21 protein-coding genes are annotated in these 20603 nt (G+C 68.0%); 14 read left to right on the forward strand and 7 right to left on the reverse strand.

The window, feature by feature from the left end; all coding sequences use genetic code 11:
- Positions 1-65: 65 nt before the first annotated feature.
- Positions 66-1445, forward strand: coding sequence for a trehalose-6-phosphate synthase (locus AB0M95_RS19530; protein WP_363766230.1), 1380 nt, complete (start codon positions 66-68; stop codon positions 1443-1445).
- A 182-nt stretch (positions 1446-1627) separates the two neighbouring features.
- On the opposite strand, the gene AB0M95_RS19535 is transcribed toward AB0M95_RS19530, so the two are convergent.
- On the reverse strand, positions 1628-1927 hold the full coding sequence (locus AB0M95_RS19535; protein WP_363766233.1) for a DUF4235 domain-containing protein: 300 nt from the start codon (positions 1925-1927) through the stop codon (positions 1628-1630).
- Positions 1928-2004: 77 nt separating this feature from the next.
- On the opposite strand from AB0M95_RS19535, the gene valS reads away from it, so the two are divergent.
- The 6 genes from valS (at position 2005) to AB0M95_RS19565 (ending at position 8341) form a co-directional block, all read left to right on the forward strand.
- Positions 2005-4563, forward strand: coding sequence for a valine--tRNA ligase (gene valS / locus AB0M95_RS19540; protein ID WP_363766236.1), 2559 nt, complete (start codon positions 2005-2007; stop codon positions 4561-4563).
- Positions 4564-4705: 142 nt separating this feature from the next.
- The gene (locus AB0M95_RS19545) at positions 4706-5884 is read left to right on the forward strand and encodes an AI-2E family transporter (protein WP_363766239.1); all 1179 of its coding nucleotides are present in this window, start codon (positions 4706-4708) and stop codon (positions 5882-5884) included.
- Positions 5885-5965: 81 nt separating this feature from the next.
- Positions 5966-6400, forward strand: coding sequence for a dUTP diphosphatase (gene dut / locus AB0M95_RS19550; RefSeq protein ID WP_358510400.1), 435 nt, complete (start codon positions 5966-5968; stop codon positions 6398-6400).
- Positions 6401-6423: 23 nt separating this feature from the next.
- Positions 6424-7092: a DUF3710 domain-containing protein gene (locus AB0M95_RS19555; RefSeq protein WP_358510398.1), complete on the forward strand. Its 669-nt coding sequence runs from the start codon at positions 6424-6426 to the stop codon at positions 7090-7092.
- Between the two features lie 60 nt (positions 7093-7152).
- A complete protein-coding gene (locus AB0M95_RS19560) occupies positions 7153-7542 on the forward strand; it encodes an OB-fold nucleic acid binding domain-containing protein (protein ID WP_358510395.1) in 390 nt (129 codons plus the stop codon).
- A 34-nt stretch (positions 7543-7576) separates the two neighbouring features.
- Positions 7577-8341 (forward strand): DUF3159 domain-containing protein, encoded by a 765-nt coding sequence (locus AB0M95_RS19565; protein WP_363766244.1) that lies wholly within the window; start codon positions 7577-7579, stop codon positions 8339-8341.
- 28 nt (positions 8342-8369) lie between these two features.
- Here the strand turns inward: AB0M95_RS19565 and AB0M95_RS19570 are convergent, their stop codons facing one another.
- Positions 8370-9026, reverse strand: coding sequence for a TrkA family potassium uptake protein (locus tag AB0M95_RS19570; RefSeq protein WP_358510389.1), 657 nt, complete (start codon positions 9024-9026; stop codon positions 8370-8372).
- Positions 9026-9694 carry a TrkA family potassium uptake protein gene (locus AB0M95_RS19575; protein WP_363766247.1) on the reverse strand — a complete coding sequence of 223 codons (669 nt, stop codon included), beginning with the start codon at positions 9692-9694 and terminating at the stop codon, positions 9026-9028. Before AB0M95_RS19575 ends, AB0M95_RS19570 begins: the two co-directional genes overlap by 1 nt.
- Positions 9695-9834: 140 nt before the next feature.
- On the opposite strand from AB0M95_RS19575, the gene AB0M95_RS19580 reads away from it, so the two are divergent.
- Positions 9835-11847: an APC family permease gene (locus tag AB0M95_RS19580; protein ID WP_363766250.1), complete on the forward strand. Its 2013-nt coding sequence runs from the start codon at positions 9835-9837 to the stop codon at positions 11845-11847.
- 14 nt (positions 11848-11861) lie between these two features.
- Positions 11862-13127 (forward strand): class I SAM-dependent RNA methyltransferase, encoded by a 1266-nt coding sequence (locus tag AB0M95_RS19585; RefSeq protein ID WP_363766253.1) that lies wholly within the window; start codon positions 11862-11864, stop codon positions 13125-13127.
- Between the two features lie 276 nt (positions 13128-13403).
- On the opposite strand, the gene AB0M95_RS19590 is transcribed toward AB0M95_RS19585, so the two are convergent.
- The 4 genes from AB0M95_RS19590 to AB0M95_RS19605 all read right to left on the reverse strand — a co-directional run bounded on the left by AB0M95_RS19590 (position 13404) and on the right by AB0M95_RS19605 (position 15446).
- Positions 13404-13721 (reverse strand): DUF397 domain-containing protein, encoded by a 318-nt coding sequence (locus AB0M95_RS19590; protein WP_363766256.1) that lies wholly within the window; start codon positions 13719-13721, stop codon positions 13404-13406.
- A gap of 344 nt (positions 13722-14065) precedes the next feature.
- Complete coding sequence (locus AB0M95_RS19595; RefSeq protein WP_363766259.1) at positions 14066-14260, reverse strand: DUF397 domain-containing protein; 195 nt, start codon at positions 14258-14260, stop codon at positions 14066-14068.
- Positions 14261-14393: 133 nt separating this feature from the next.
- Complete coding sequence (locus AB0M95_RS19600; protein WP_363766262.1) at positions 14394-14591, reverse strand: DUF397 domain-containing protein; 198 nt, start codon at positions 14589-14591, stop codon at positions 14394-14396.
- Positions 14592-14597: 6 nt separating this feature from the next.
- The gene (locus AB0M95_RS19605; RefSeq protein WP_363766265.1) at positions 14598-15446 is read right to left on the reverse strand and encodes a helix-turn-helix transcriptional regulator; all 849 of its coding nucleotides are present in this window, start codon (positions 15444-15446) and stop codon (positions 14598-14600) included.
- Between the two features lie 160 nt (positions 15447-15606).
- On the opposite strand from AB0M95_RS19605, the gene AB0M95_RS19610 reads away from it, so the two are divergent.
- From AB0M95_RS19610 to AB0M95_RS19630, 5 genes are all read left to right on the forward strand, one after another.
- Positions 15607-15813, forward strand: coding sequence for a hypothetical protein (locus AB0M95_RS19610; protein ID WP_363766268.1), 207 nt, complete (start codon positions 15607-15609; stop codon positions 15811-15813).
- 107 nt (positions 15814-15920) lie between these two features.
- Positions 15921-16226, forward strand: a complete 306-nt coding sequence (locus AB0M95_RS19615; protein WP_363766271.1) for a hypothetical protein — start codon at positions 15921-15923, stop codon at positions 16224-16226.
- Between the two features lie 871 nt (positions 16227-17097).
- Positions 17098-18921: a reverse transcriptase domain-containing protein gene (locus tag AB0M95_RS19620; protein ID WP_363766274.1), complete on the forward strand. Its 1824-nt coding sequence runs from the start codon at positions 17098-17100 to the stop codon at positions 18919-18921.
- Between the two features lie 124 nt (positions 18922-19045).
- Positions 19046-19552 carry a reverse transcriptase/maturase family protein gene (locus AB0M95_RS19625; RefSeq protein WP_363766277.1) on the forward strand — a complete coding sequence of 169 codons (507 nt, stop codon included), beginning with the start codon at positions 19046-19048 and terminating at the stop codon, positions 19550-19552.
- 89 nt (positions 19553-19641) lie between these two features.
- Positions 19642-20603: group II intron reverse transcriptase/maturase (locus AB0M95_RS19630; protein WP_363766280.1), on the forward strand; the 962-nt coding region annotated here is incomplete at its 3' end.

Raw genomic sequence — 20603 nt, forward strand, 5'->3', positions numbered from 1 at the left:
GCCGTGCACGGAGAGCTGTGACCGGTTTCGTAAGGTGGTCATAAACCGATCACGAAGGAGGACGTGTGCGCAGCTCTTTTCTGATCGTCGCGAACCGGTTGCCGGTGGACCGGACGATCGCCCCGGACGGTGGCGCCTCCTGGCGGCGCAGCCCTGGGGGACTGGTGACCGCGATCGCCCCGGTGATGCAACGCCGGGACGGCGCGTGGCTGGGCTGGCACGGAGCTCCCAACGAGGAGCTCAAGCCCTTCGAGCACGACGGCATGAGCCTCATCCCCGTTCCCCTCTCGGCGGGTGAAATCGAGCTCTACTACGAAGGGTTCTCCAACGCGACCCTGTGGCCGCTCTACCACGACGTGGTGGCCGCGCCGATCTACTCCCGCGTCCTGTGGGACGCCTACCGCGCGGTCAACGAGCGGTTCGCCCGGGCCGTGGCCGACATCGCCGCCGAGAAGGCGGTGGTCTGGGTGCAGGACTACCAGCTCCAGCTCGTGCCGGCGATGCTCCGCGCGCTGCGCCCCGACCTGAAGATCGGCTTCTTCCTGCACATCCCCTTCCCGCCCGCCGAGCTGTTCTGGCAGCTTCCCTGGCGGCGCGAGATCCTGGAGGGGCTGCTGGGCGCCGACCTCGTCGGGTTCCAGCGTCCGGGCGGCGCCTCCAACTTCATCCGGCTGTGCCGCCGCCAGCTCGGCCTGCAGAACCAGCGACAGGAGATCTCCTACGGCGACCGCACCGTACGCGCCGAGGCCTTCCCCATCTCGGTCGACTTCAGCGAGCTCGACACCGTGGTACGCGAGCCGCACATCATCGCCCGCGCCAAGGAGATCCGCGCCGAGCTGGGCGAACCCGAGCACGTCCTGCTCGGCGTCGACCGGCTCGACTACACCAAGGGCATCGGCCAGCGGCTCAAGGCGTTCGGTGAGCTGCTCGCCGACAAGACGGTCACCCCGGGGGAGGCGGTGTTCGTCCAGATCGCCACCCCGAGCCGCGAGCGCGTCGAGGAGTACCGCAACCTGCGCGACGACATCGAGCTGCGGGTCGGGCGCATCAACGGCCAGCACGGCGTGCTCGGCGTCCCCCCGATCAACTACTTCCACCAGTCCTACGGCCGCGACGAACTGGCCGCGCTCTACTGCGCCGCCGACGTCATGGTCGTGACGCCCCTGCGCGACGGCATGAACCTCGTCGCCAAGGAGTACGTCGCCTGCCGCCACGACCTGCGGGGGGCTCTGGTGCTGTCGGAGTTCGCCGGGGCGGCCGACGAGCTCAAACACGCCTACCTCGTCAACCCCTGGGACGTCGAGGGGCTGAAACGCCAGATGGTGGCCGCCATGCGCGCCACCCCGCACGAGCTGTCGCGCCGGATGCGTTCCATGCGCCGCCGCGTCGCCACCTACAACGTCGACCGGTGGGCCGGGGACTTCCTGGCCGCGCTGGAACGCTGACCCCTGCCCCGGGAAAGCCCCCGCCTGAAGCACCACCGGCGCCACGCCGAGACGCACCGCTCGGACGACCCACCGGCGCCGCAGACGAACGTGATCCCCCAGCTGGCGGACGAACCGCTGTAAGCCGGCGCCCACCGCTCAGACGACGCTGAGACGCGACCCGGCGCCCCCCTGGCGCCGGGTCAGGAGATGATCCGCTCCGCCTTCGGCCCCTTCCACGCCTGGTAGCGCTTGTGCGCCGAGCGCGTGGCGATGATGCGGGTGACCTCCATGCCGACGCCCATCACCACGGCGAAGCCGATCGCCTCGGCGAGGCTCGTCTCCAGCGAGTTCGGGTCCGCGGGAGGCTGCTTGCCGGTGACCTTCTGCCAGCCGAACTCGATGGACTTGCGGGCGACGAAGCCGACGCCGAGGCCGACCACCGCGCCGATGAGACGCCACGCCATGTCCTGCTTCTCGACCTCGTCGGACCTGCCGCCCATGACCTCTCCCCTCGTCGATCTACCAAACCCTAGCCTGTCGTGCCCGGGGTCGCCGAGACGCCATACCATAGGGCGCCATGACCGAACAGCGACCGCACCGCGCCACCGTTCCCGACAGGCCCTCTCTCGACGGTCTGGAGACGGTATGGGCGGCCCGCTGGGAGGCCGAGGGCACCTACCGCTTCGACCGTTCGAAGACCCGCGAGCAGGTGTACTCGATCGACACGCCCCCGCCCACCGTCTCGGGCTCCCTGCACGTCGGACACGTCTTCTCCTACACCCACACCGACACCCTGGCGCGCTACCGGCGCATGCGCGGTCGTGAGGTCTTTTACCCCATGGGATGGGACGACAACGGCCTGCCCACCGAGCGCCGGGTGCAGAACCACTTCGGCGTGCGGTGCGACCCCTCCCTGCCCTACGACCCGGCGTTCACGCCCCCGGCCGAGCCCGATCCCAAGCGCCAGGTGCCCGTCTCGCGGCGCAACTTCATCGAGCTGTGCGAGCGGCTGACCCTGGAGGACGAGAAGGCCTTCGAGGACCTCTGGCGCCACCTGGGCCTGTCGGTCGACTGGTCACTGACCTATGCCACGATCGACGAGACCTCCCGCGCCGCTTCCCAGCGGGGCTTCCTGCGCAACCTCGCGCGCGGCGAGGCCTACCTCTCCGAGGCCCCCACGCTGTGGGACGTCACCTTCGGCACGGCCGTCGCCCAGGCCGAGCTGGAGGACCGCGAGTGGCCCGGCGCATTCCACCGCGTCCGCTTCGGCGGGGTCCCGGGCACCGCCTTCGAGGACGGCGTCTTCATCGAGACCACCCGGCCCGAGCTGATCCCCGCCTGCGTGGCTCTGGTGGCCCATCCCGACGACGAGCGCTACCGGCCGCTGTTCGGCAGCACCGTCCGCACGCCGATCTTCGGCGTCCCCGTGCCCGTCTTGGCCCACCGCCTGGCCGAGCCGGACAAGGGCTCGGGCATCGCCATGATCTGCACGTTCGGCGACGTCACCGACGTCGTCTGGTGGCGCGAGCTGGACCTGCCGACCCGGCCGGTCATCGGCTGGAACGGGCGGCTGCTGCCCGAGCCCCCCGACGGCGTCCCCGCCGGGCCGTACGCCGAGCTGGCCGGCAAGACCGCGCACGGCGCCCGCGAGCGCCTGGTCGAGCTGCTGCGGGAGTCGGGCGAGCTGGACGGCGAGCCACGGAAGATCTCCCGCCCGGTGAAGTTCTACGAGAAGGGCGACCGGCCGCTGGAGATCGTCACGACCCGCCAGTGGTACATCCGCAACGGCGGGCGCGACGCCGGGTTGCGCGAGGCGCTGGTCGAGCGCGGCAGGGAGCTGCGCTGGCACCCGCCGCACATGCGCGTCCGCTACGAGAACTGGGTCCAGGGGCTGGCCGGCGACTGGCTGATCTCCCGCCAGCGGTTCTTCGGCGTGCCCATCCCGGTGTGGTACCCGCTGGACTCCGAGGGGCGGCCCATCTACGAGAACCCGATCGCGGCCCGCGAGGACGCCCTCCCGGTCGACCCGGCGATCGACGCGCCGCCCGGGTACTCCGAGGAGCAGCGCGACCGGCCGTTCGGCTTCTCCGCCGACCCCGACGTCATGGACACCTGGGCGACGTCCTCGATGTCGCCCCAGACCGTCTCGGGCTGGGAGCGCGACCCCGACCTGTTCGCGCGGGTCTTCCCGATGGACCTGCGGCCGCAGGCGCACGAGATCATCCGCACGTGGCTGTTCGCCTCCGTGGTCCGCGCCCACCTGGAGAACGGCGTCCTGCCCTGGAAGAACGCCGCGATCTCCGGGTGGATCCTTGACCCGGACCGCAAGAAGATGTCCAAGTCCAAGGGCAACGTCGTCACGCCCATGGGCCTGCTGCGCGAGTACGGCTCGGACGCGGTGCGCTACTGGGCGGCCGGCGGGCGTCCGGGCACCGACACGGCGTTCGACACCGGGCAGATCAAGGTCGGCAGGCGGCTGGCCATCAAGATCCTCAACGCCTCCAAGTTCGTGCTCGGCCTCGGCCCGGCGGAGGGCGGGCCGGGGGAGGTCTCCCAGGCTCTGGACGCCTCCATGCTGGCGCGGCTCGCCGGGGTCGTCGAGGAGGCCACGCCCGCGTTCGAGTCCTACGACTACACGCGGGCGCTGGAGGTCGCCGAGCGCTTCTTCTGGGAGTTCTGCGACGACTACCTGGAGCTGGTGAAGACCCGCGCGTACGGCGACGACGAGGGCGCGCGGTCGGCGCGGGCCGCGCTGCGGCGGGCGCTTGAGGTGATCTTGCGGTTGTTCGCCCCGTTCCTGCCGTTCGTGACCGAGGAGGTCTGGTCGTGGTGGCGGCCGGGTTCGGTGCACCGCGCCGCCTGGCCCGCTCCGGGCGAACCGGCCGCGCCGGGCGACCCCGCGGTCCTCGCAGCGGTGTCGGAGGTGCTCCGCGAGGTCCGCAGGGCCAAGTCGACGGCCAAGCTGTCCATGCGGGCCGAGGTCGCGCGGCTGACGGTGTCGGGCGCCTCCGTGGCTCTCGTCGGGTCCGCCCAGGACGACCTGTGCGCGGCGGGCTCGGTCGAGGAGTTCGTCCTGCTGCCGGAGGACGGCGGGTTGCGGGTCGAGGTCATGCTGGCGGAGGCCGCCCCCGCGTAGGCGCCGTGCCTCGTCACACGAAAGCCGCGTATACCGTGAACGGGACATACGCGGCGGCCGGGACGAGGACGAAAGCAGACCGGGGCTTGAACCGCGCCCTAACCCGTGCGCGTTCCGCCGCCTCGCGTGCCAGTCTGGAGGCGTGATCGTGGAAAGGGAGAACGACCAGCGGAGCGTGCCACCCGTCCTGTCGGCAATGGCCGCCTGGAGCTGGCGTCTGATCGTCATCGGCGTGGTCTTCTACGTCTTCGTGCAGATCATCGTCCGGCTCAGCTTCGTGGCGCTGCCCGTGGCGATCGCGTTGCTGCTCACCGCCCTGCTGTTCCCGCTCACCGAACGGCTGCGCCGGGCGGGCATGCGCTCGATCTGGGCGACCTGGATCACCATGCTGCTGGCGTTCGCCGTCATCGTCGGGCTCGGCTTCATCATCGGCTTCCGCGCCAACGACGAGTTCCCGCGGCTCGCCGAGCAGATCCAGTCGACCGCGCGCGATGTCCAGAACTGGCTGCTGACCGGCCCCTTCCACCTCAAAGAGGCCCAGCTCACCGACATGGTGAACGAGATCGTCCGGCAGATCAACGCCCAGCGCAGCGCGATCACCAGCACGATCCTGTCCACGGCCGCGGTCTTCATCGAGGTGCTCACCTCGATCGTGCTGCTGCTGTTCATCACGTTCTTCCTGCTCAAGGACGGCGGGCAGATCTGGACGTGGTTCCTGCGCGCCTTCGGCGGCGCCGCCCCCCGGGTCGACCGCGCCGGGCGGGCCGCCTGGCACACCCTGTCGCAGTACATCCACGGCACGGTCATCGTCGCCGCCATCCACGGCGTGGTCATCGGCGTCGTGCTGTTCGGCATGGGAGTGCCGCTCTGGGCACCGCTGGCCGTGCTCATCTTCATGGCGAGCTTCATCCCGATCGTCGGCATATTCATCGCCGGGGGACTGGCCACCCTGGTCACGCTCGGCGCCAAGGGCCCGGTCTTCGCCCTGGTCTTCATCGGCATCCTCGTGGTCGAGCAGCAACTGGAGAACCACGTCCTGCAGCCGCTGATCGTCGGGCGGGCCGTGAAGTTCCACCCGCTGGCGATCATCCTGGTGCTGGCCGTCGGCGGCGTCCTCGGCGGCATCGCCGGCGCCGCGATCGCCGTTCCCGTCGTCGCGGTGATCTACCGCGCGCTGCCCGAACTGCGCAGAACGCCGCCCGAACTGCCTCCCGCCGCGCACCACGAGCCCCCCACGCCGCCGCCCACCCCCGCCGAGCCCGCGCCGGCCGAGCCCGCGCCCGGTGCGGCAGAGGACGTGTCGCCCCAGCGCAACGGGTAAGGTCTCCCATCGTGAGCACACCGGTTCCGCGCCCGCGGGGCCGGTGGCGTAGCTTGAGGCTGAGGGCGACGAGGTGAACCGATGATCGAGGTGCTGATCCAGCGACTCGACCCAGATCTACCGCTTCCCACGTACGCCCACCCGGGCGACGCGGGAGCCGACCTCCACGCCGCCGAGGACGTCGAGCTGCTGCCGGGCGAGCGCGCGGTCGTCCGCACCGGCGTGGCCATCGCGTTGCCCGACGGGTACGCCGCGTTCGTGCACCCGCGCTCGGGCCTCGCGGCGAGGTTCGGCGTGACGCTGGTCAACGCGCCCGGCACGATCGACGCCGGCTACCGCGGCGAGATCCGGGTCACCATGATCAACACCGACGCCAAGGACGCCGTACGGCTCAGGCGCGGCGACCGGATCGCCCAGCTCGTCGTCCAGCGCGTCGAGAAGGCGGCCTTCTACGAGGTGGAGCGGCTCCCCGGCTCGGCGCGCGGCGCCGACGGGTTCGGCTCCACCGGCCGATGAGTCGATAAGGAGTGTGAAGGAAAGTGTTCCGACGCCGCCGTCACGAGGAAGCGGAGACGGAACCGGTCGCCGAGGAGGCGCCGGCCCCCGTCCGCGAGTCGGGACCCTGGGACTCCGAGGAGTCCTACCCCGAGAACGAGCGGGTCGATCTCGGCGGCCTGCTGCTGCCGGTCGGTCCCGGGTTCGAGGTCCAGCTCAACGTCGCCGGCGACCAGCTCGTCGGCGCCGTGGTGCTCGTCAACGAGAGCGCCCTGCAGGTGCACGCGTTCGCCGCCCCGAAGAAGCACGGTATCTGGGACGAGGTGCGCGCCGAGCTCGCCCGCGAGGTCACCGCCTCGGGCGGGTCCTGCGAGGAGCGCGAGGGCCCCTTCGGCCCCGAGCTCGCCGCCGAGGTCAAGCAGGAGGACGGCACGCAGTCCGTCCGCTTCCTCGGCGTCGACGGGCCGCGCTGGTTCCTGCGCGGGGTCATCAGCGGCCGTGCCGTCACCGACGCCGAGACCGCCAAGACCCTCGAGGACGTCATGCGCGACATCGTCGTCGTGCGCGGGGACCAGCCGATGGCGCCCAAGGAGCCCATCGAGCTGCGGCTGCCCGCCGAGGCCCGGCAGGCCGTCGAGCAGCAGGCCGCGCAGCAGGACAGGCCCGGCCTGAATCCGTTCGAGCGCGGGCCTGAGATCACCGAGATCCGCTGACGTAAGCTGCGGGCAGAGTCTCACGGCGTCCCACGGGCCTCCCGAGGAGTTGAGCAGGACATGAGTACGGCTGAGCCCGTCAAACGCGGGCTGCGCGGGTTCTTCCGCCGGCTGACGACGACCAGGGCCGAGCAGGAGGCCGAGGAGCTCAAGGAGGACCTCGCCCAGCACGGCGCGACGCCGATCGCCTCGTGCGCGCAGCGCCGCCGGTTCTGCGTGGCGGGCACGCTGCGCACGGTGACCCTGCGCCCGCGCGGTGGCGTCCCGTCTCTGGAGGCCGAGCTGTACGACGGGTCGGACGTCATCGACCTGGTCTGGCTCGGCCGCCGGAAGATCGTCGGAGTCGAGCCGGGCCGGGTGATGCGGGCCGAGGGCCTCGTCAGCATCCAGGACGGCCGGAAGGTCATGTTCAACCCCCGATACGAGCTGTTGCCGCCGAGCGGCCAGTGACCACGGCTTCCACCACGCGAGGAGACCAATGACCATGGACCGGCGAGACGGCGCGCGGACGTCGGAAGAGGCGCCCCCACCGGCCGTGGGCCAGGCGGGCGACGTGGGCGACGCGACGACCGCGGTCGGCGCGGTGGGCACGGCGGCCGGTGAGCGGGCCGCGCACGACACCGTCGAGGCGGCCATCCGGGCGCAGCTCGCCAAGGCCCTCGGCGGCGTGCGCGGCATCATCGAGGCCGCCGTCCCGACGGTGACGTTCACGATCACCTGGATCGCCACCGAGCAGCTCAGGACGTCCCTGATCGTCAGCATCGGCATGGCCGTGCTGCTGCTGCTCGTGCGCGTGGTCCAGCGCTCCACCGTCCAGTTCGTGCTGAACAGCCTGGTGGGCATCGCCATCGGCGCGATCTTCGCCAGCCGCACGGGCCAGGCCAAGGACATCTACCTGCCCGGCATCTGGTACAACGCCGGCTACGCCGTGGCGATGATCTTCTCGGTCGTGATCCGCTGGCCCATCGTGGGCTTCCTCATCGGGTCGGTGACCGGCGACCCGACCGGCTGGCACAAGGACCCCGGCGTCGTGCGGCTGTGCTCGCGGCTGACGTGGCTGCTGATCCTGCCGTGCCTGCTGCGCGTGGTGGTGCAGCTCCCGCTGTACTACGCCGACCAGGTCGCCGCCCTCGGCGTGGCCAAGGTCGCGCTCGGCTGGCCGTTGCAGGTCGCCGGGCTCGCCGCCATGGTGTGGGTGCTGGCCCGGGGCAGGACGCCGATCTCGGGACCCTCCGCGCCGGGCGCCTGAACGCCCGGCGCGGCACGCGGAACGGGCCTCAGGGGGCCAGCAGGTGAGCGAGCTCCTGCTCGACCTCCTGGCTGGCCACGAACAGCAACTCGTCGCCGGCCTCCAGCGGGTCGTCGTCGGTGGGCACCAGCACCCGGCCCTCGCGCAGGATCGCCACCAGCGCCGAGTCGGCCGGCCAGGGCACCGAGCCGGCCCGCTGGCCGACCACGGGGGCGTCCTCGGGCAGCGTGAGCTCGACCAGGTTGGCCTGCCCCTGCCGGAACGTCATCAGACGGACCAGATCGCCGACGCTGACCGCTTCCTCCACCAGCGCCGACAGCAGGCGCGGGGTCGACACCGCGACGTCCACACCCCACGACTCGTTGAACAGCCACTCGTTCTTCGGGTGGTTGATGCGGGCCACCACGCGCGGCACGCCGTACTCGGTCTTGGCCAGCAGCGAGACGACCAGGTTGACCTTGTCGTCGCCGGTGGAGGCGATGACGACGTGGCAGTTGTTCAGCCCGGCCTCGTCCAGCGAGGAGATCTCGCAGGCGTCGGCCAGCAGCCACTCCGCCCGCGGCACGCTGTCGATCTTTATGGCCTTGGGGTCGATGTCGATGAGCAGGACCTCGTGGCCGTTCTCGAGCAACTCGGCGGCGATGGACCGGCCGACCGCCCCCGCGCCCGCGATCGTGACGCGCATCAGTGCGACTCCTCCTCGGGTGCCGACGACAGCACCTTGTTGATCCGCTCCATGTCGTTCTCGGCGGCCATCACGTGCAGGATGTCGCCCTCTTGCAGGACGGTCTCGTCCCGGGGCAGCAGGGCCTCGCCCATGCGGTTGACGAAGGCGACGCGGGTGCCCACGGCGTTCTCCAGGGTGCCCGTGCGGATGCCGATCCAGCCGGGGTGGTAGGCGACCTCGGCGAGCATGACCGTGCCCGTGGGGTCGCGCCACAGCGGCTCGGCGCCCTCGGGGAGCACCCGCCGCAGGATCTGGTCGGCCGTCCACCGCACGGTCGCCACCGTGGGGATGCCCAGCCGCTGGTAGACCTCGGCGCGGCGCGGGTCGTAGATACGGGCCACCACGTTGTCGACGCCGAAGGTCTCGCGGGCGACCCGGGCCGAGATGATGTTGGAGTTGTCGCCGCTGCTCACGGCGACGTACGCGCCGGCGGACTCGATGCCGGCCTCCTCCAGGACGTCGCGGTCGAAGCCGATGCCGGTCACGCGGCGCCCGCGGAAGCCCGCGCGCAGCCGCCGGAACGCCTGGGGATCTCTGTCGATGATCGCGACCGAGTGGCCGCTGTCCTCGAGGATGTGGGCCAGGGTCGAGCCGACCCGGCCGCATCCCATGATGACGATGTGCATGCTCCCCCGCTGTGGCTGTTGAGCGGCAACCCCTGGACTTTATCCAGCTACCAGCCCAAGTATGACCGGTTCTGGCCAGCACATGTGAGGAGCATGTCCGCCCGCGGCTAGCATCATCACTCGTGGCCAAGGTTGGAGATATGGTCAAGCGGTTACTGGTGGGCCGGGCGCTCCGAAGCGCGCAGGCACACGAGCAACTGCTGCCCAAACGCATCGCGTTGCCGGTATTCGCCAGTGACGCACTGTCATCGGTCGCGTATGCGCCGCAGGAGATCTTGATCACGCTCGGGGTCGCGGGTCTCGCAGCTTACCACTTCACGCCGTGGATCGCCGCCGCCGTCGTGGTGATCCTGCTGACCGTCGTCGCGTCCTACCGGCAGAACGTCCGGGCCTACACCAGCGGCGGCGGCGACTTCGAGGTGGCCACCACCAACCTCGGGTCCAACTACGGCCTGGTCGTCGCCAGCGCGCTCATGGTCGACTACGTGCTCACGGTGGCGGTGTCGGTGTCGTCGGGGGTGGAGAACCTCGGCGCCGCCATCCCGTTCCTGCACGACCGCAAGGTGGCCGCGGCGATCGTCCTCGTCGCGCTGCTCACGGTGATGAACCTGCGCGGCATCCGCGAGTCCGGCCTCGCCTTCGCCATCCCGACGTACGCCTTCATGATCAGCGTCTTCGGGCTGATGATCTGGGGTGGCGTGCGCCTGATGTTCGGCGCCGATCTGAAGGCTCCGACCGCCGACTTCACCGTCACCGGCGAGAGCGCCGGCATCGGCGGGTTCGCACTGGTGTTCCTGCTGCTGCGCGCGTTCTCCTCCGGTTGCGCGGCCCTGACCGGCGTGGAGGCCATCAGCAACGGCGTCCCGGCGTTCAGGAAGCCCAAGGGCAAGAACGCCGCCAACACGCTGCTGGCGCTCGGCGTGCTGGCCGCCACGATGTTCGCCGGCATCACCGCCTTCGCCTACATCACCGGGGCGAAGTTCGCCGACCCCTCGACGGGCAGCGTCGTGGTCGACGGAGCGGGCAACGTCGTCCCGCACCCGGACCCGGTGATCGCCCAGGTGGCCCAGACCGTGTTCAGCAACTTCACCCCGGCGTTCTACGTCATCTCCGCGATGACCGCGCTGATCCTCGTGCTCGCCGCGAACACCGCGTTCAACGGCTTCCCGGTGCTCGGGTCGGTGCTCGCCCAGAACCGCTACCTGCCGCGCCAGCTCCACACCCGGGGCGACCGGCTGGCGTTCAGCAACGGCATCGTCATCCTCGCCGGGATGGCCGGGCTGCTGATCTTCGCCTTCCAGGCCGACACCACCCGCTTGGTCCAGCTCTACATCGTCGGGGTGTTCGTGTCGTTCACGATCAGCCAGACGGGCATGGTGCGCCACTGGAACCGCCTGCTGGCCACCGAGACCGACCCCAAGAAGCGCGGCCAGATGAAGCGGTCGCGGGTGATCAACGCGTTCGGCGGGACCGTCACCGGCCTGGTGCTGGTCGTCGTGCTGATCACCAAGTTCATCCACGGCGCGTGGATCGCCTGCGCGGCCATGGCCCTGCTGTTCCTCATGATGCGCGGCATCAGGCGCCACTACGACAACGTCGCGACCGAGCTGGTGGTGCCGGAGGACACGCACGTCGACGAGTCGATGCTCCCGGCCAGGAACCACGCGATCGTCCTGCTCTCCAAGATCCACAAGCCGACGCTGCGCGCCCTGTCGTACGCGAGGGCGACCCGGCCCTCGACGCTGGAGGCCATCTCGGTCGCCGTGGACGCGGACGAGGCCAAGCAGTTGCAGCACGACTGGGAGGAGCGCGGCATCCCGGTGCCGCTCAAGATCCTCGACTCGCCGTACCGCGAGATCACCCGGCCGGTGCTGGAGTACGTCAAGAGCCTGCGCCGCCGTTCCCCCCGCGACGTCGTGACGGTGTTCATTCCCGAGTATGTCGTGGGCCACTGGTGGGAACACCTGCTGCACAACCAGAGCGCGCTACGGTTGAAGGGCCGCCTGCTCTTCCAGCCGGGTGTGATGGTCACCAGCGTGCCGTGGCAGCTGGCGTCCTCGGACCGCCTCAAGGGCAGGCCGGAGTCGTTCGCCCCAGGGGCGGTCCGCCGGCCCTACGCTGTGGCGCGTAAGGATGATCAGCTCAAGACGTGATCGGGGGGAGCGCAGTGCCCGTAGAACCCACGCAGCTCATCGAACTCGACGTGGAGCGTGTCGCCAACGGCGGCTGGTGCGTCGCCAGGCATGAGGGCCGTGTGGTGTTCGTCCGCCACGCCCTGCCCGGCGAGCGCGTGCTGGCGGAGGTGACGGACGAGACCACGCGCTTCCTGCGCGCCGACGCCGTCGAGATCCTGGAGTCCTCGCCCGACCGCGTCACGCCGCCGTGCCCGTTCGCCGGGCCAGGCCGGTGCGGCGGCTGCGACTGGCAGCACGCCACCCTCGCCGCGCAGCGCCGCTACAAGGCCGAGATCGTCGCCGAGCAGTTCCAGCGGCTCGCCGGCGTCGAGGTGAAGGTCGACGTCGAGGAGGTCCCCGGCGCGCCCAAGGGCCTCGGCTGGCGCACCCGCGTCCAGTTCGCCGTCACGCCCGACGGCCACCCCGGCCTGCGCCGCCACCGCTCGCACGAGATCGAGCCGGTCGACGCCTGCCTGATCGCCCACCCCGAGGTCGAGCGGCCCGGCGTCGAGCGCCACAACTGGCGCGGCGCCTCGGGCGTCGAGGCCATCGCCAGTTCCACGGGGGAGCGCGCCGTGGTCGTCACGCCGAAGGGCCACCGCACGGTCGCGGTCCCCGAACTGGGCGCCGACGCCTACGTCCTGGTGGACGAGGGGCGGGGCCACGTCCGGGCCGTACGCGGCCGTACGGCCCTGACCGAGCGGGTCGGCTCCCGGGACTTCCGGGTCACCGGCAGCGGCTTCTGGCAGATCCACCCCGGGACGGCGGCGGTCCTGCTGGACGCGGTGCTGGAGTTCGCCGCGGTGCGGCCCGGCGACTGGGCGCTGGACCTGTACTGCGGGGTCGGGCTGTTCGCGGCGGGCCTGGCCGAGGCGGCGGGTCCCGAGGGGGCCGTGCTGGGCATCGAGTCCGACGCCCGCGCCGTCCAGGACGCCCGCCACAACCTGCGCGACCTGCCCCAGGCGCGCGTCGAGCGCGGCCGCGTCGAGGACACCCTGGACCGGCTCGGCGTCGAGCGCGCCGACGTGGTCGTGGTCGACCCTCCGCGCACCGGCCTCGGCCGCGAGGTGGTGGGCCGCGTCGCGGGCCTGGACGCCTCCCGGGTCGTGTACGTCTCCTGCGACCCCGCCACCCTGGCCCGCGACGTCGCCTGGTTCGCCGACCAGGGCTACCCCCTGGTCGACCTGCGCGCCTTCGACGCCTTCCCGATGACCCACCACATTGAGACGGTGGCGCTGCTGGTCAAAGACGCGACATAGGCTCTGACCAGCAGCGACAGATCCACGGACTATCCCCGCGTGCGCGGGGACCACGGAGGCGTGTCCATGCCGAGCCCGGGGTGTCCGGGACCATCCCCGCGTGCGCGGGGACCACACTTGCTCACCAGCGCTTCTTCCAGAGCCCTGGCCGGAAAATAGATGCCCGCCGCGCTGATCCAGGGTCCCCCCGCAGGAGCGGGCTGAGCGCTCATGGTCCCACAGTACGGCGCAGTCCCCTCGCAGGTCATGCGCGCGAGGGGCCCAGGTGCCGTGGGATCAGGGCGCCGACCCAGGTGTCACGACGCGTGAGGAGAGATCACGCAGGGCTAAGCAGATCGTCTCACGCGGCAGACGGGACCGTGTAGCGCTCTTTCCAGATGACATGCCCGGACAGCGGATAATCTCGGCATTGGTTCGATTCACGCGTAGGCCCCCGGCAGGCGATGTCGGGGGCCTACTGCGCGATTTAGCCCAAAGGCCGTTCTTCACGCTGTCGAGGAATGCCGTCCAGCCTCGGGGAGTCGCGGCCAGCACCGGGCTGTCGGAGATCTTGCTGTCCCGGAGAGCATGGCCGCCGTCCGGGAGTTTGGCCACCTCGACACAGTTCTAGCTGCCGCTGCCGCCACCGCTGTAGCTGCTCTTGCGCCAGGCTAGAGGATTGGTTCGATCCACCGTCCTCGCCTCACCTAGTTGATTTGGTCACGTAGCTCGGCCAGATACCCCATGCCTCGCGCTCGCGCTCGGGCAGGTCCGCAGGATCACCTCAGGGGCGTGCGGGACCCACAGTACGGCGCTGGCCCCCGCGCGCGTCATCCGCACGCGGAGCCAGGGTGCGGTGGGCGCGTGATCAGGGCGCCGGCCCCGGTGCCACGACCCGAGCTGGGTACGGTACGCGAGCCTCGCGCATCGTCTCATGCGTTGGTCGGCATGATCCGGTACTACAGATCTCCGGCCTTGATGCCGCCGACGAACTCGCGCCAGGCGCCAGGGGTGACGGCCAGGACGGGCCCGGCCGGCTCCTTGCTGTCGCGTACAGCGATGGTCCCAGCGAAACCCGACGCGACTTCCACGCAGTTGTTATTGCCGCCCTGACTCCGTGACGACTTGCGCCAGATGGCACGGGATAGATCCATGCGATCACTCCTCGTGTAGGTTCCTTGACCGCATCCTGACCTGTGGGAACGCTCCTGGCTATGCTGGACTGCGACAGATCCAGAAGGCCCCCTGGCGTCCACTGCTCGCCAGGGGGCCTTCTTTGTGCTCCGCCTACTGCAGATCGCCGCCCTTCACGCCACCGACGAAGGCGCTCCACTCGGCAGGGCTGACAGCCAGCTTGGGTCCGTTGGGGTTCTTGCTGTCGCGAACCGCGACGATGCCCGGCAGGTTCTGCGCGACTTCCACGCAATCCTGGCCAGTACCGGAGCTGCGTGTGCTTTTGTGCCACTTAGCGCGTGACAGATCCACTTGTCCTCACAGTTTGTCGATCAGATTGGAGAGGTGTGTGATCGACGCTTCGACACTGAGCGCCGAAGCGCACACGTGTTGGAACAACACGTTATACCGCTTGAGCTGAGGTGCTTCTTCCAGGTAGAGGCCCTCGGTTGCCGTTTCCAGGTAGACAACGCTGCGGTCGGTGATTTCGGGGAAGTCGAGGATGACGAACTGGCCAGTGAGTCCAGCGTGTTCCCCGGCCGCGAGAGGCAGAATCTGCACCTTAACGTGATCGAGCGAATACGTATCGATTAGCTTGCGGAGTTGGGCTTCGTGCGTCTCCCGGCCGCCGACGGGCCTCAACACAGCGGATTCGTCGATCACCGCCCAGAATTGCGGCGGAGCCGCCCTGCCAAGCACCTCCTGCCGCTTCATGCGCATGCCTACGCGACGTTCAACCTCCTCCGGATCGCGTACAGAAGCAGCGCGGGTGATTGCTGCGGCGTACTCAGCGGTTTGCAGTAGGCCGGGGATGCATCCGAGTTGGAATGTTCGAATCGTCGATGCTTCTGATTCAAGGCCAACGTAAGGGCCTTCAATGATGTCCTGGTACGCCTGCCACCACCCCCGTTGTTTGGCCTCGCGCGCGAGGGCCAGCAGGGTTTCGACGAACCCTTGCTCGGTGACACCGTACAGACCGCACAGAGCGCGGATGTTCTGCACGTCCACACGCTTCGTGTGGCCACTTTCGATGCGTGAAATTTTCGCCGCTGACCACTCAAGCTGAGCCGCCGCCTCGCGGATGGTCAGGCCCTTGTCCTCGCGGAGCCGCCTTAGCTCGTGACCGAGGCGGCGAAGCCGCAGGGTAGGACTGTGATCATCGGTCATTACACCAAGTTCTCCTTCTTCGTGTAGAGGCTGATTATCGGCCAAGGCACTCATGCTAGGACACATGCCGCACGTTTCGCCATGCATGTTGCATGAAGCATGGTACGCGGCGCATCATGAAGGCCCCGCTAGGCCTGCCTTCATTGCGACGGAGCGATCTGTGAGCCTTGAAACCCTTGAGTTCCCTGGCTGGAAGCCAGTGTGGCGCACCGACAAGGGCCGCTGGTGGACAACTCGGAGCGCCAGGCTGACCCGAGCCCAGCGGGACGCCGGTTGCGCAGCGACCGTGAGCGCAGACGATCTCTCCACGCTGATCCGGCTGCACAACGAGCTGGCGACCGTCGCCGAACCCCGCACCACCACGTAAGCACCTTCATCCCCGGCGGGAAGGTGCTCACCGCCGGGCCTCCGCGCGCTGTTCGGGCACCCCCGACATCCCCCACGCCCTGCATGGGGACCGCTCTCGGAGCCGACATGAACGCAACATCCTGGGCCCTGCCCACCGACCCCGCCATGGTGGGAGAAGCCCGCGCCATGGTGCGCAAGACCCTGACCGACTGGGGCCTTCCCCACCTGGTCGACGACGCAGAGCTCGTCATCTCGGAGCTGGTGACCAACGCGCGTGCGCCGCGAGGCGCTTTGTCATATCCCCAGCGCAGCTGGGAGGAACTGAAGGGAGGTTTCTGGGCCCGATGGCTTACCCGGACCCGAAAGGGAGAAGGGGACAATAGCATGCCAGAAAATCAGTGGTCGTGCTCAGGCATGGAAACGATGCACTGAGGGGCCCGCGTGATATGGCTAAAGCTGAATTGCCTGAATCCCAATCTCCAGTCGATGAAAGGCTTGCATCCACCGGAAATCATGCCTGGCACCGGTGCCGCCCCCCTGCGCCGGATTAATAGCGTTATGGCGCAACCTTCGGGAGCGAGGACGATCCCCAGCGAGGGGATTGAAGGAGATGAATGGGAAGCCTAAGTCACGCTCGATACGTATGACAAAGACGAACGCGGGATCGCCTAAAAGACGCGAGTCTCATGGCGACGGAGGCCTCGTAGTAGTCGTGAGAGTAACGCCTCACCAAGGAGGACGGGAAAGCCGTCCACAGGGCGAAGTTGCGCCGTCTAACTCGGCGTTGGATCGCTCTCGCAGAGAGTAGAGGTTCGGAAGGAGGAAGCCTCTGGGCCACCCGCCTTACCTGGACGGGAAACCGCGAGGGGACAACAGCATGGCGGGAAAGCATGGAGCGCTGTGAAGGCGTTGATGGTGTTGTCATGCAAGGCCCGTGTGATATGGCGAAGACCGTATTGTTTGAAGCCCAGTTCCCAGGGATGGAAATGTGCATCCTCCGACATATAACGCCTGGAGCGGAGCCATCAGTATCAGGCGAATCCCCTTTGCTTCGCCCCAACCTTTCCGGCTGATGGACGGTGGGCAACGAGCTCACTCAAGGGAACGGACAGGCCGCCTAAGTCTCACTCGATACGTCCAACGCAAGAGGAATTCGGGATCACCTAAGGGGCGCGAGCCCTAAGGTGACGGAGTGCCAATAGTAGTCGTGGGAGTAACGCCCCACCGGGGAGAGCGGGAAAGCCGCTCACAGGGCCAAGTGGCACAGGTGTCACGATTATCCAGAGCAGGTGGGGTACGCGTAATGCAGAGAGCCGAAGCCTTACTGGAGATCATCCACGAACGCGGCAAGAAGGGATTACCACTCGAAAGACTGTATCGCCACCTTTTCAACCCGGAGCTGTATCTGCGCGCTTACGGGAAGATTTACCGCAACGACGGTGCCATGACACCCGGAACCAGTCCGGAGACCGTGGACGGCATGAGCCTGAAGAAGATTCAGGCAATCATCGAGGCGCTCCGCCAGGAGCGCTACCGATGGACCCCGGTACGACGCACCTACATCGACAAGAAGAACTCGTCGAAGAAACGTCCGCTCGGGTTGCCTGCATGGTCGGACAAGCTGCTGCAAGAAGTGATCCGCTCCCTGCTGGAAGCGTATTACGAGCCGCAGTTCTCCGACTACTCCCACGGATTTCGTCCTGGCCGTGGATGTCATACCGCCTTGCGGGAGGTCCAACGCCAGTGGTGCGGAACAGTATGGTTCATCGAGGGCGACATCACCGACTGCTTCGGATCCGTGGACCACTCGATCATGCGATCGATGCTGGCCGAACGGATTCATGACGGGCGGTTCCTGCGCCTAATCGATGGACTACTTCAGGCGGGATATCTGGAGGACTGGCGCTATCACGAAACGATGAGTGGAGCGCCACAGGGCGGAATTCTGAGCCCTCTGCTCTCCAATATCTACCTGAACCGGTTGGACAAGTATGTCGAAACGGAACTCTTTCCTGTCTACAACCGCGGAGCCCGGCGACGGCCTTATCTACCGTATATGCGGCTACACAAGGCCGTCTGGAAGCTGGAGAAGAAGGGCCAGCGGGAAGGGACCCGGCAGATGCGACAGCACCTGCAAAAGCTCCCCTCCCGCGACCCCAACGATCCGGACTACCGGCGGCTGTATTACATCCGCTACGCGGACGATTGGCTGTTGGGCTACGCCGGAACACGACAGGAAGCCGAGGAGATCAAGGAGAAGATCGGAAGGTTTCTGAGCGATCATCTCAAGCTGGAGCTTTCCGAGCGCAAGACCTTGATTACCCATGGGCGGACCGAACCGGCTCGCTTTCTCGGCTACGAGATCGTGGTCCACCACAACGACGCCAAGCACGATCAGAACGGTCATCGCTCCATCAATGGACAGATCGGACTGAAAGTGCCCATGGACGTCGTGCGAGCCAAACGAAAACCCTATATGCGACGCGGTAAACCGGCTGCCATCCTGGCACGCGTCCACGACTCCGACTTCCGGATCGTGGCCCGCTACCAGGCAGAGTTCCGGGGCATCGCGGAGTACTACCAGTTGGCCTACAACCGGCACCGGCTCGGCCTGCTGAGATGGGTCATGGAGCGGTCGCTCACCAAGACGCTGGGGCATAAGAACAAGATCAGCGTCAATAAGGTGTGGAACCGCTACCGTGCGACCTGGCCGACCGCAGCGGGCCCTCGCCGAGGTCTGCAAGTCACGATCGACCGAGGCGAGGGGAAAAGGCCGCTGGTCACCCGATGGGGTGGGGTTTCCCTGGCTCGCAGGACCGCAAGGGTAGTTCTGAACGACGATCTTCCGGCGATCTGGAAGAAGCGCCCCGCAGAACTCATCGGCCGGCTGACGTCCGGACGCTGTGAACTCTGCAAGGCGAAGACCGACGTCGAGGCGCACCATGTTCGGCGTCTTGACGAACTCCAGGCCGGGAACCGGGCTGAACAGCCCGAGTGGGTCAGGCAGATGGCTCTGCGCCGTCGCAAGACCCTGATCGTCTGCCGCGGCTGCCATGACGAAATCCATCTCGGACTTCCGGCACGGCAGATTTCGCGGAATGCGGCACTGGAGAGCGACGTGCGGTGAAAATCGCATGCGTCGTTCGGAGGGGGGCCGTCGGAAAAGGGTCCGCACCTGCGGAAACCTCGTCGGCGGCCTACCCAGCGGGGCCAGGTGACCGGACATCAACCGATACTGGGAGGTATGCGCAATGCAGAGCGCCGAAACAGTGCTGGATGTCCTGCGTGAACGCGGCAGGCGCGGCCTGCCATGCGAGGAACTGTACCGACAACTGTTCAACCCGCACCTGTATCTCATGGCCTACGGGAAGATCTACTCCAACCACGGAGCGATGACCCCCGGGGCCTGCGGAGAGACCGCAGACGGCATGTCACAGGCGAAGATCGGACGCGTCATCGACGCGATGCGCCACGAACGTTTCCGATTCAAGCCCGTCCGCCGGGCCTACATCCCCAAAAAGAACGGGAGTAAACGCCCGCTGGGCCTGCCATCCTGGTCGGACAAACTCGTCGGCGAAGTGATCCGCCTACTATTAGAAGCGTATTACGAGCCACGATTCTCCGACCGCTCACACGGTTTCCGTCCCCGAAAAGGCTGCCACACCGCACTGTCGGAAGTAGCAAATACCTGGACCGGCTGGACAGGTTCGTCGAGACAGTTCTCATCCCGGAACACACCCGAGGAAATGCCAGGATAAAGAATCCCGCCTACCGGAAGATCGAAAACGCGATCTGGAGTACCCGCCAACGGCACGCCTCAAGAAAGGAGCACACCGAAACCGCCGAGGTGCGGCAGCTGCGCCGGCAGCTGCGCCGCCTACCGGTCGGGGACCCCCACGACCCCACCTACCGGCGACTACGCTACATCCGCTACGCCGACGATCACCTCCTCGGGTTCATCGGACCCAAGGCCGAAGCCGAACAGATCAAACAACGCCTGACCACGTTCCTGCGCGACGAACTCAAGCTGGAACTCAACCAGGACAAGACGCTGATCACCCACGCCCGCACAGGCGCGGCACGATTCCTCGGCTACGAGATCACCGTCCAGCACGCCGACGACAAGGTCTCCCGGGGCGGGCGGGTCAATCGCGGCCTGCGCGCCACCAACGGAAAGATCGCACTGCGGGTGCCGTTCCCCGTGATCAAGGCCAAATGCGCCCCGTATCTCACGCACGGCAAACCCGAGCATCAGCCCCACCTGACGAACCTGACCGACTACGACATCATCGGCAGGTTCGGGGCCGAGTACCGGGGCATCGTCCAGTACTACCTGCCGGCCGGCGACGTCTGGCGACTCGACCGGCTGCGCTGGGTCATGCTCACCGCGATGCTCAAGACACTGGCGGCAAAGCACCGCTCCACGGTGACCAAGATGGCCCGCAAGCACGCGACGACCATCATGACACCCTACGGGCGGCGCAGATGCTTCGAAGCCCGTGCCGAACGAGCAGGCAGGAACCCACTGGTCGCACGGTTCGGTGGCATTCCCCTCATCCGGCAGCGGAAAGCGGTCATCACCGACCAGCCGCCCGCTCCGCTCACCCGCAGACGAGGCAAACAGCTACTCGAACGCCTCCAAGCGGGAAGATGCGAGCTCTGCACGAGAACCGGCCAGGTGGAAGCCCACCACATCCGGAAACTCACAGACCTCCCCCGAGCGGGACAACGGCCCCCGTGGGCGGAACTCATGGTGAAAATGCGACGCAAGACCCTCATCGTCTGCGCCGCCTGCCATCACACCATCCA

This window comes from Sphaerisporangium sp. NPDC051017 (assembly GCF_040683095.1).
Lineage (GTDB): Bacteria > Actinomycetota > Actinomycetes > Streptosporangiales > Streptosporangiaceae > Sphaerisporangium.

Coding starts and splice junctions, on each gene's coding strand:
- AB0M95_RS19535 (WP_363766233.1), bottom strand. CDS start 1,927: ATGGGCGGCAGGTCCGACGAGGTCGAGAAGCAGGACATGGCGTGGCGT.
- valS (WP_363766236.1), top strand. CDS start 2,005: ATGACCGAACAGCGACCGCACCGCGCCACCGTTCCCGACAGGCCCTCT.
- dut (WP_358510400.1), top strand. CDS start 5,966: ATGATCGAGGTGCTGATCCAGCGACTCGACCCAGATCTACCGCTTCCC.
- AB0M95_RS19560 (WP_358510395.1), top strand. CDS start 7,153: ATGAGTACGGCTGAGCCCGTCAAACGCGGGCTGCGCGGGTTCTTCCGC.
- AB0M95_RS19565 (WP_363766244.1), top strand. CDS start 7,577: ATGGACCGGCGAGACGGCGCGCGGACGTCGGAAGAGGCGCCCCCACCG.
- AB0M95_RS19570 (WP_358510389.1), bottom strand. CDS start 9,026: ATGCGCGTCACGATCGCGGGCGCGGGGGCGGTCGGCCGGTCCATCGCC.
- AB0M95_RS19575 (WP_363766247.1), bottom strand. CDS start 9,694: ATGCACATCGTCATCATGGGATGCGGCCGGGTCGGCTCGACCCTGGCC.
- AB0M95_RS19580 (WP_363766250.1), top strand. CDS start 9,835: ATGGTCAAGCGGTTACTGGTGGGCCGGGCGCTCCGAAGCGCGCAGGCA.
- AB0M95_RS19595 (WP_363766259.1), bottom strand. CDS start 14,260: ATGGATCTATCCCGTGCCATCTGGCGCAAGTCGTCACGGAGTCAGGGC.
- AB0M95_RS19605 (WP_363766265.1), bottom strand. CDS start 15,446: ATGACCGATGATCACAGTCCTACCCTGCGGCTTCGCCGCCTCGGTCAC.
- AB0M95_RS19615 (WP_363766271.1), top strand. CDS start 15,921: ATGAACGCAACATCCTGGGCCCTGCCCACCGACCCCGCCATGGTGGGA.
- AB0M95_RS19620 (WP_363766274.1), top strand. CDS start 17,098: ATGCAGAGAGCCGAAGCCTTACTGGAGATCATCCACGAACGCGGCAAG.
- AB0M95_RS19625 (WP_363766277.1), top strand. CDS start 19,046: ATGCAGAGCGCCGAAACAGTGCTGGATGTCCTGCGTGAACGCGGCAGG.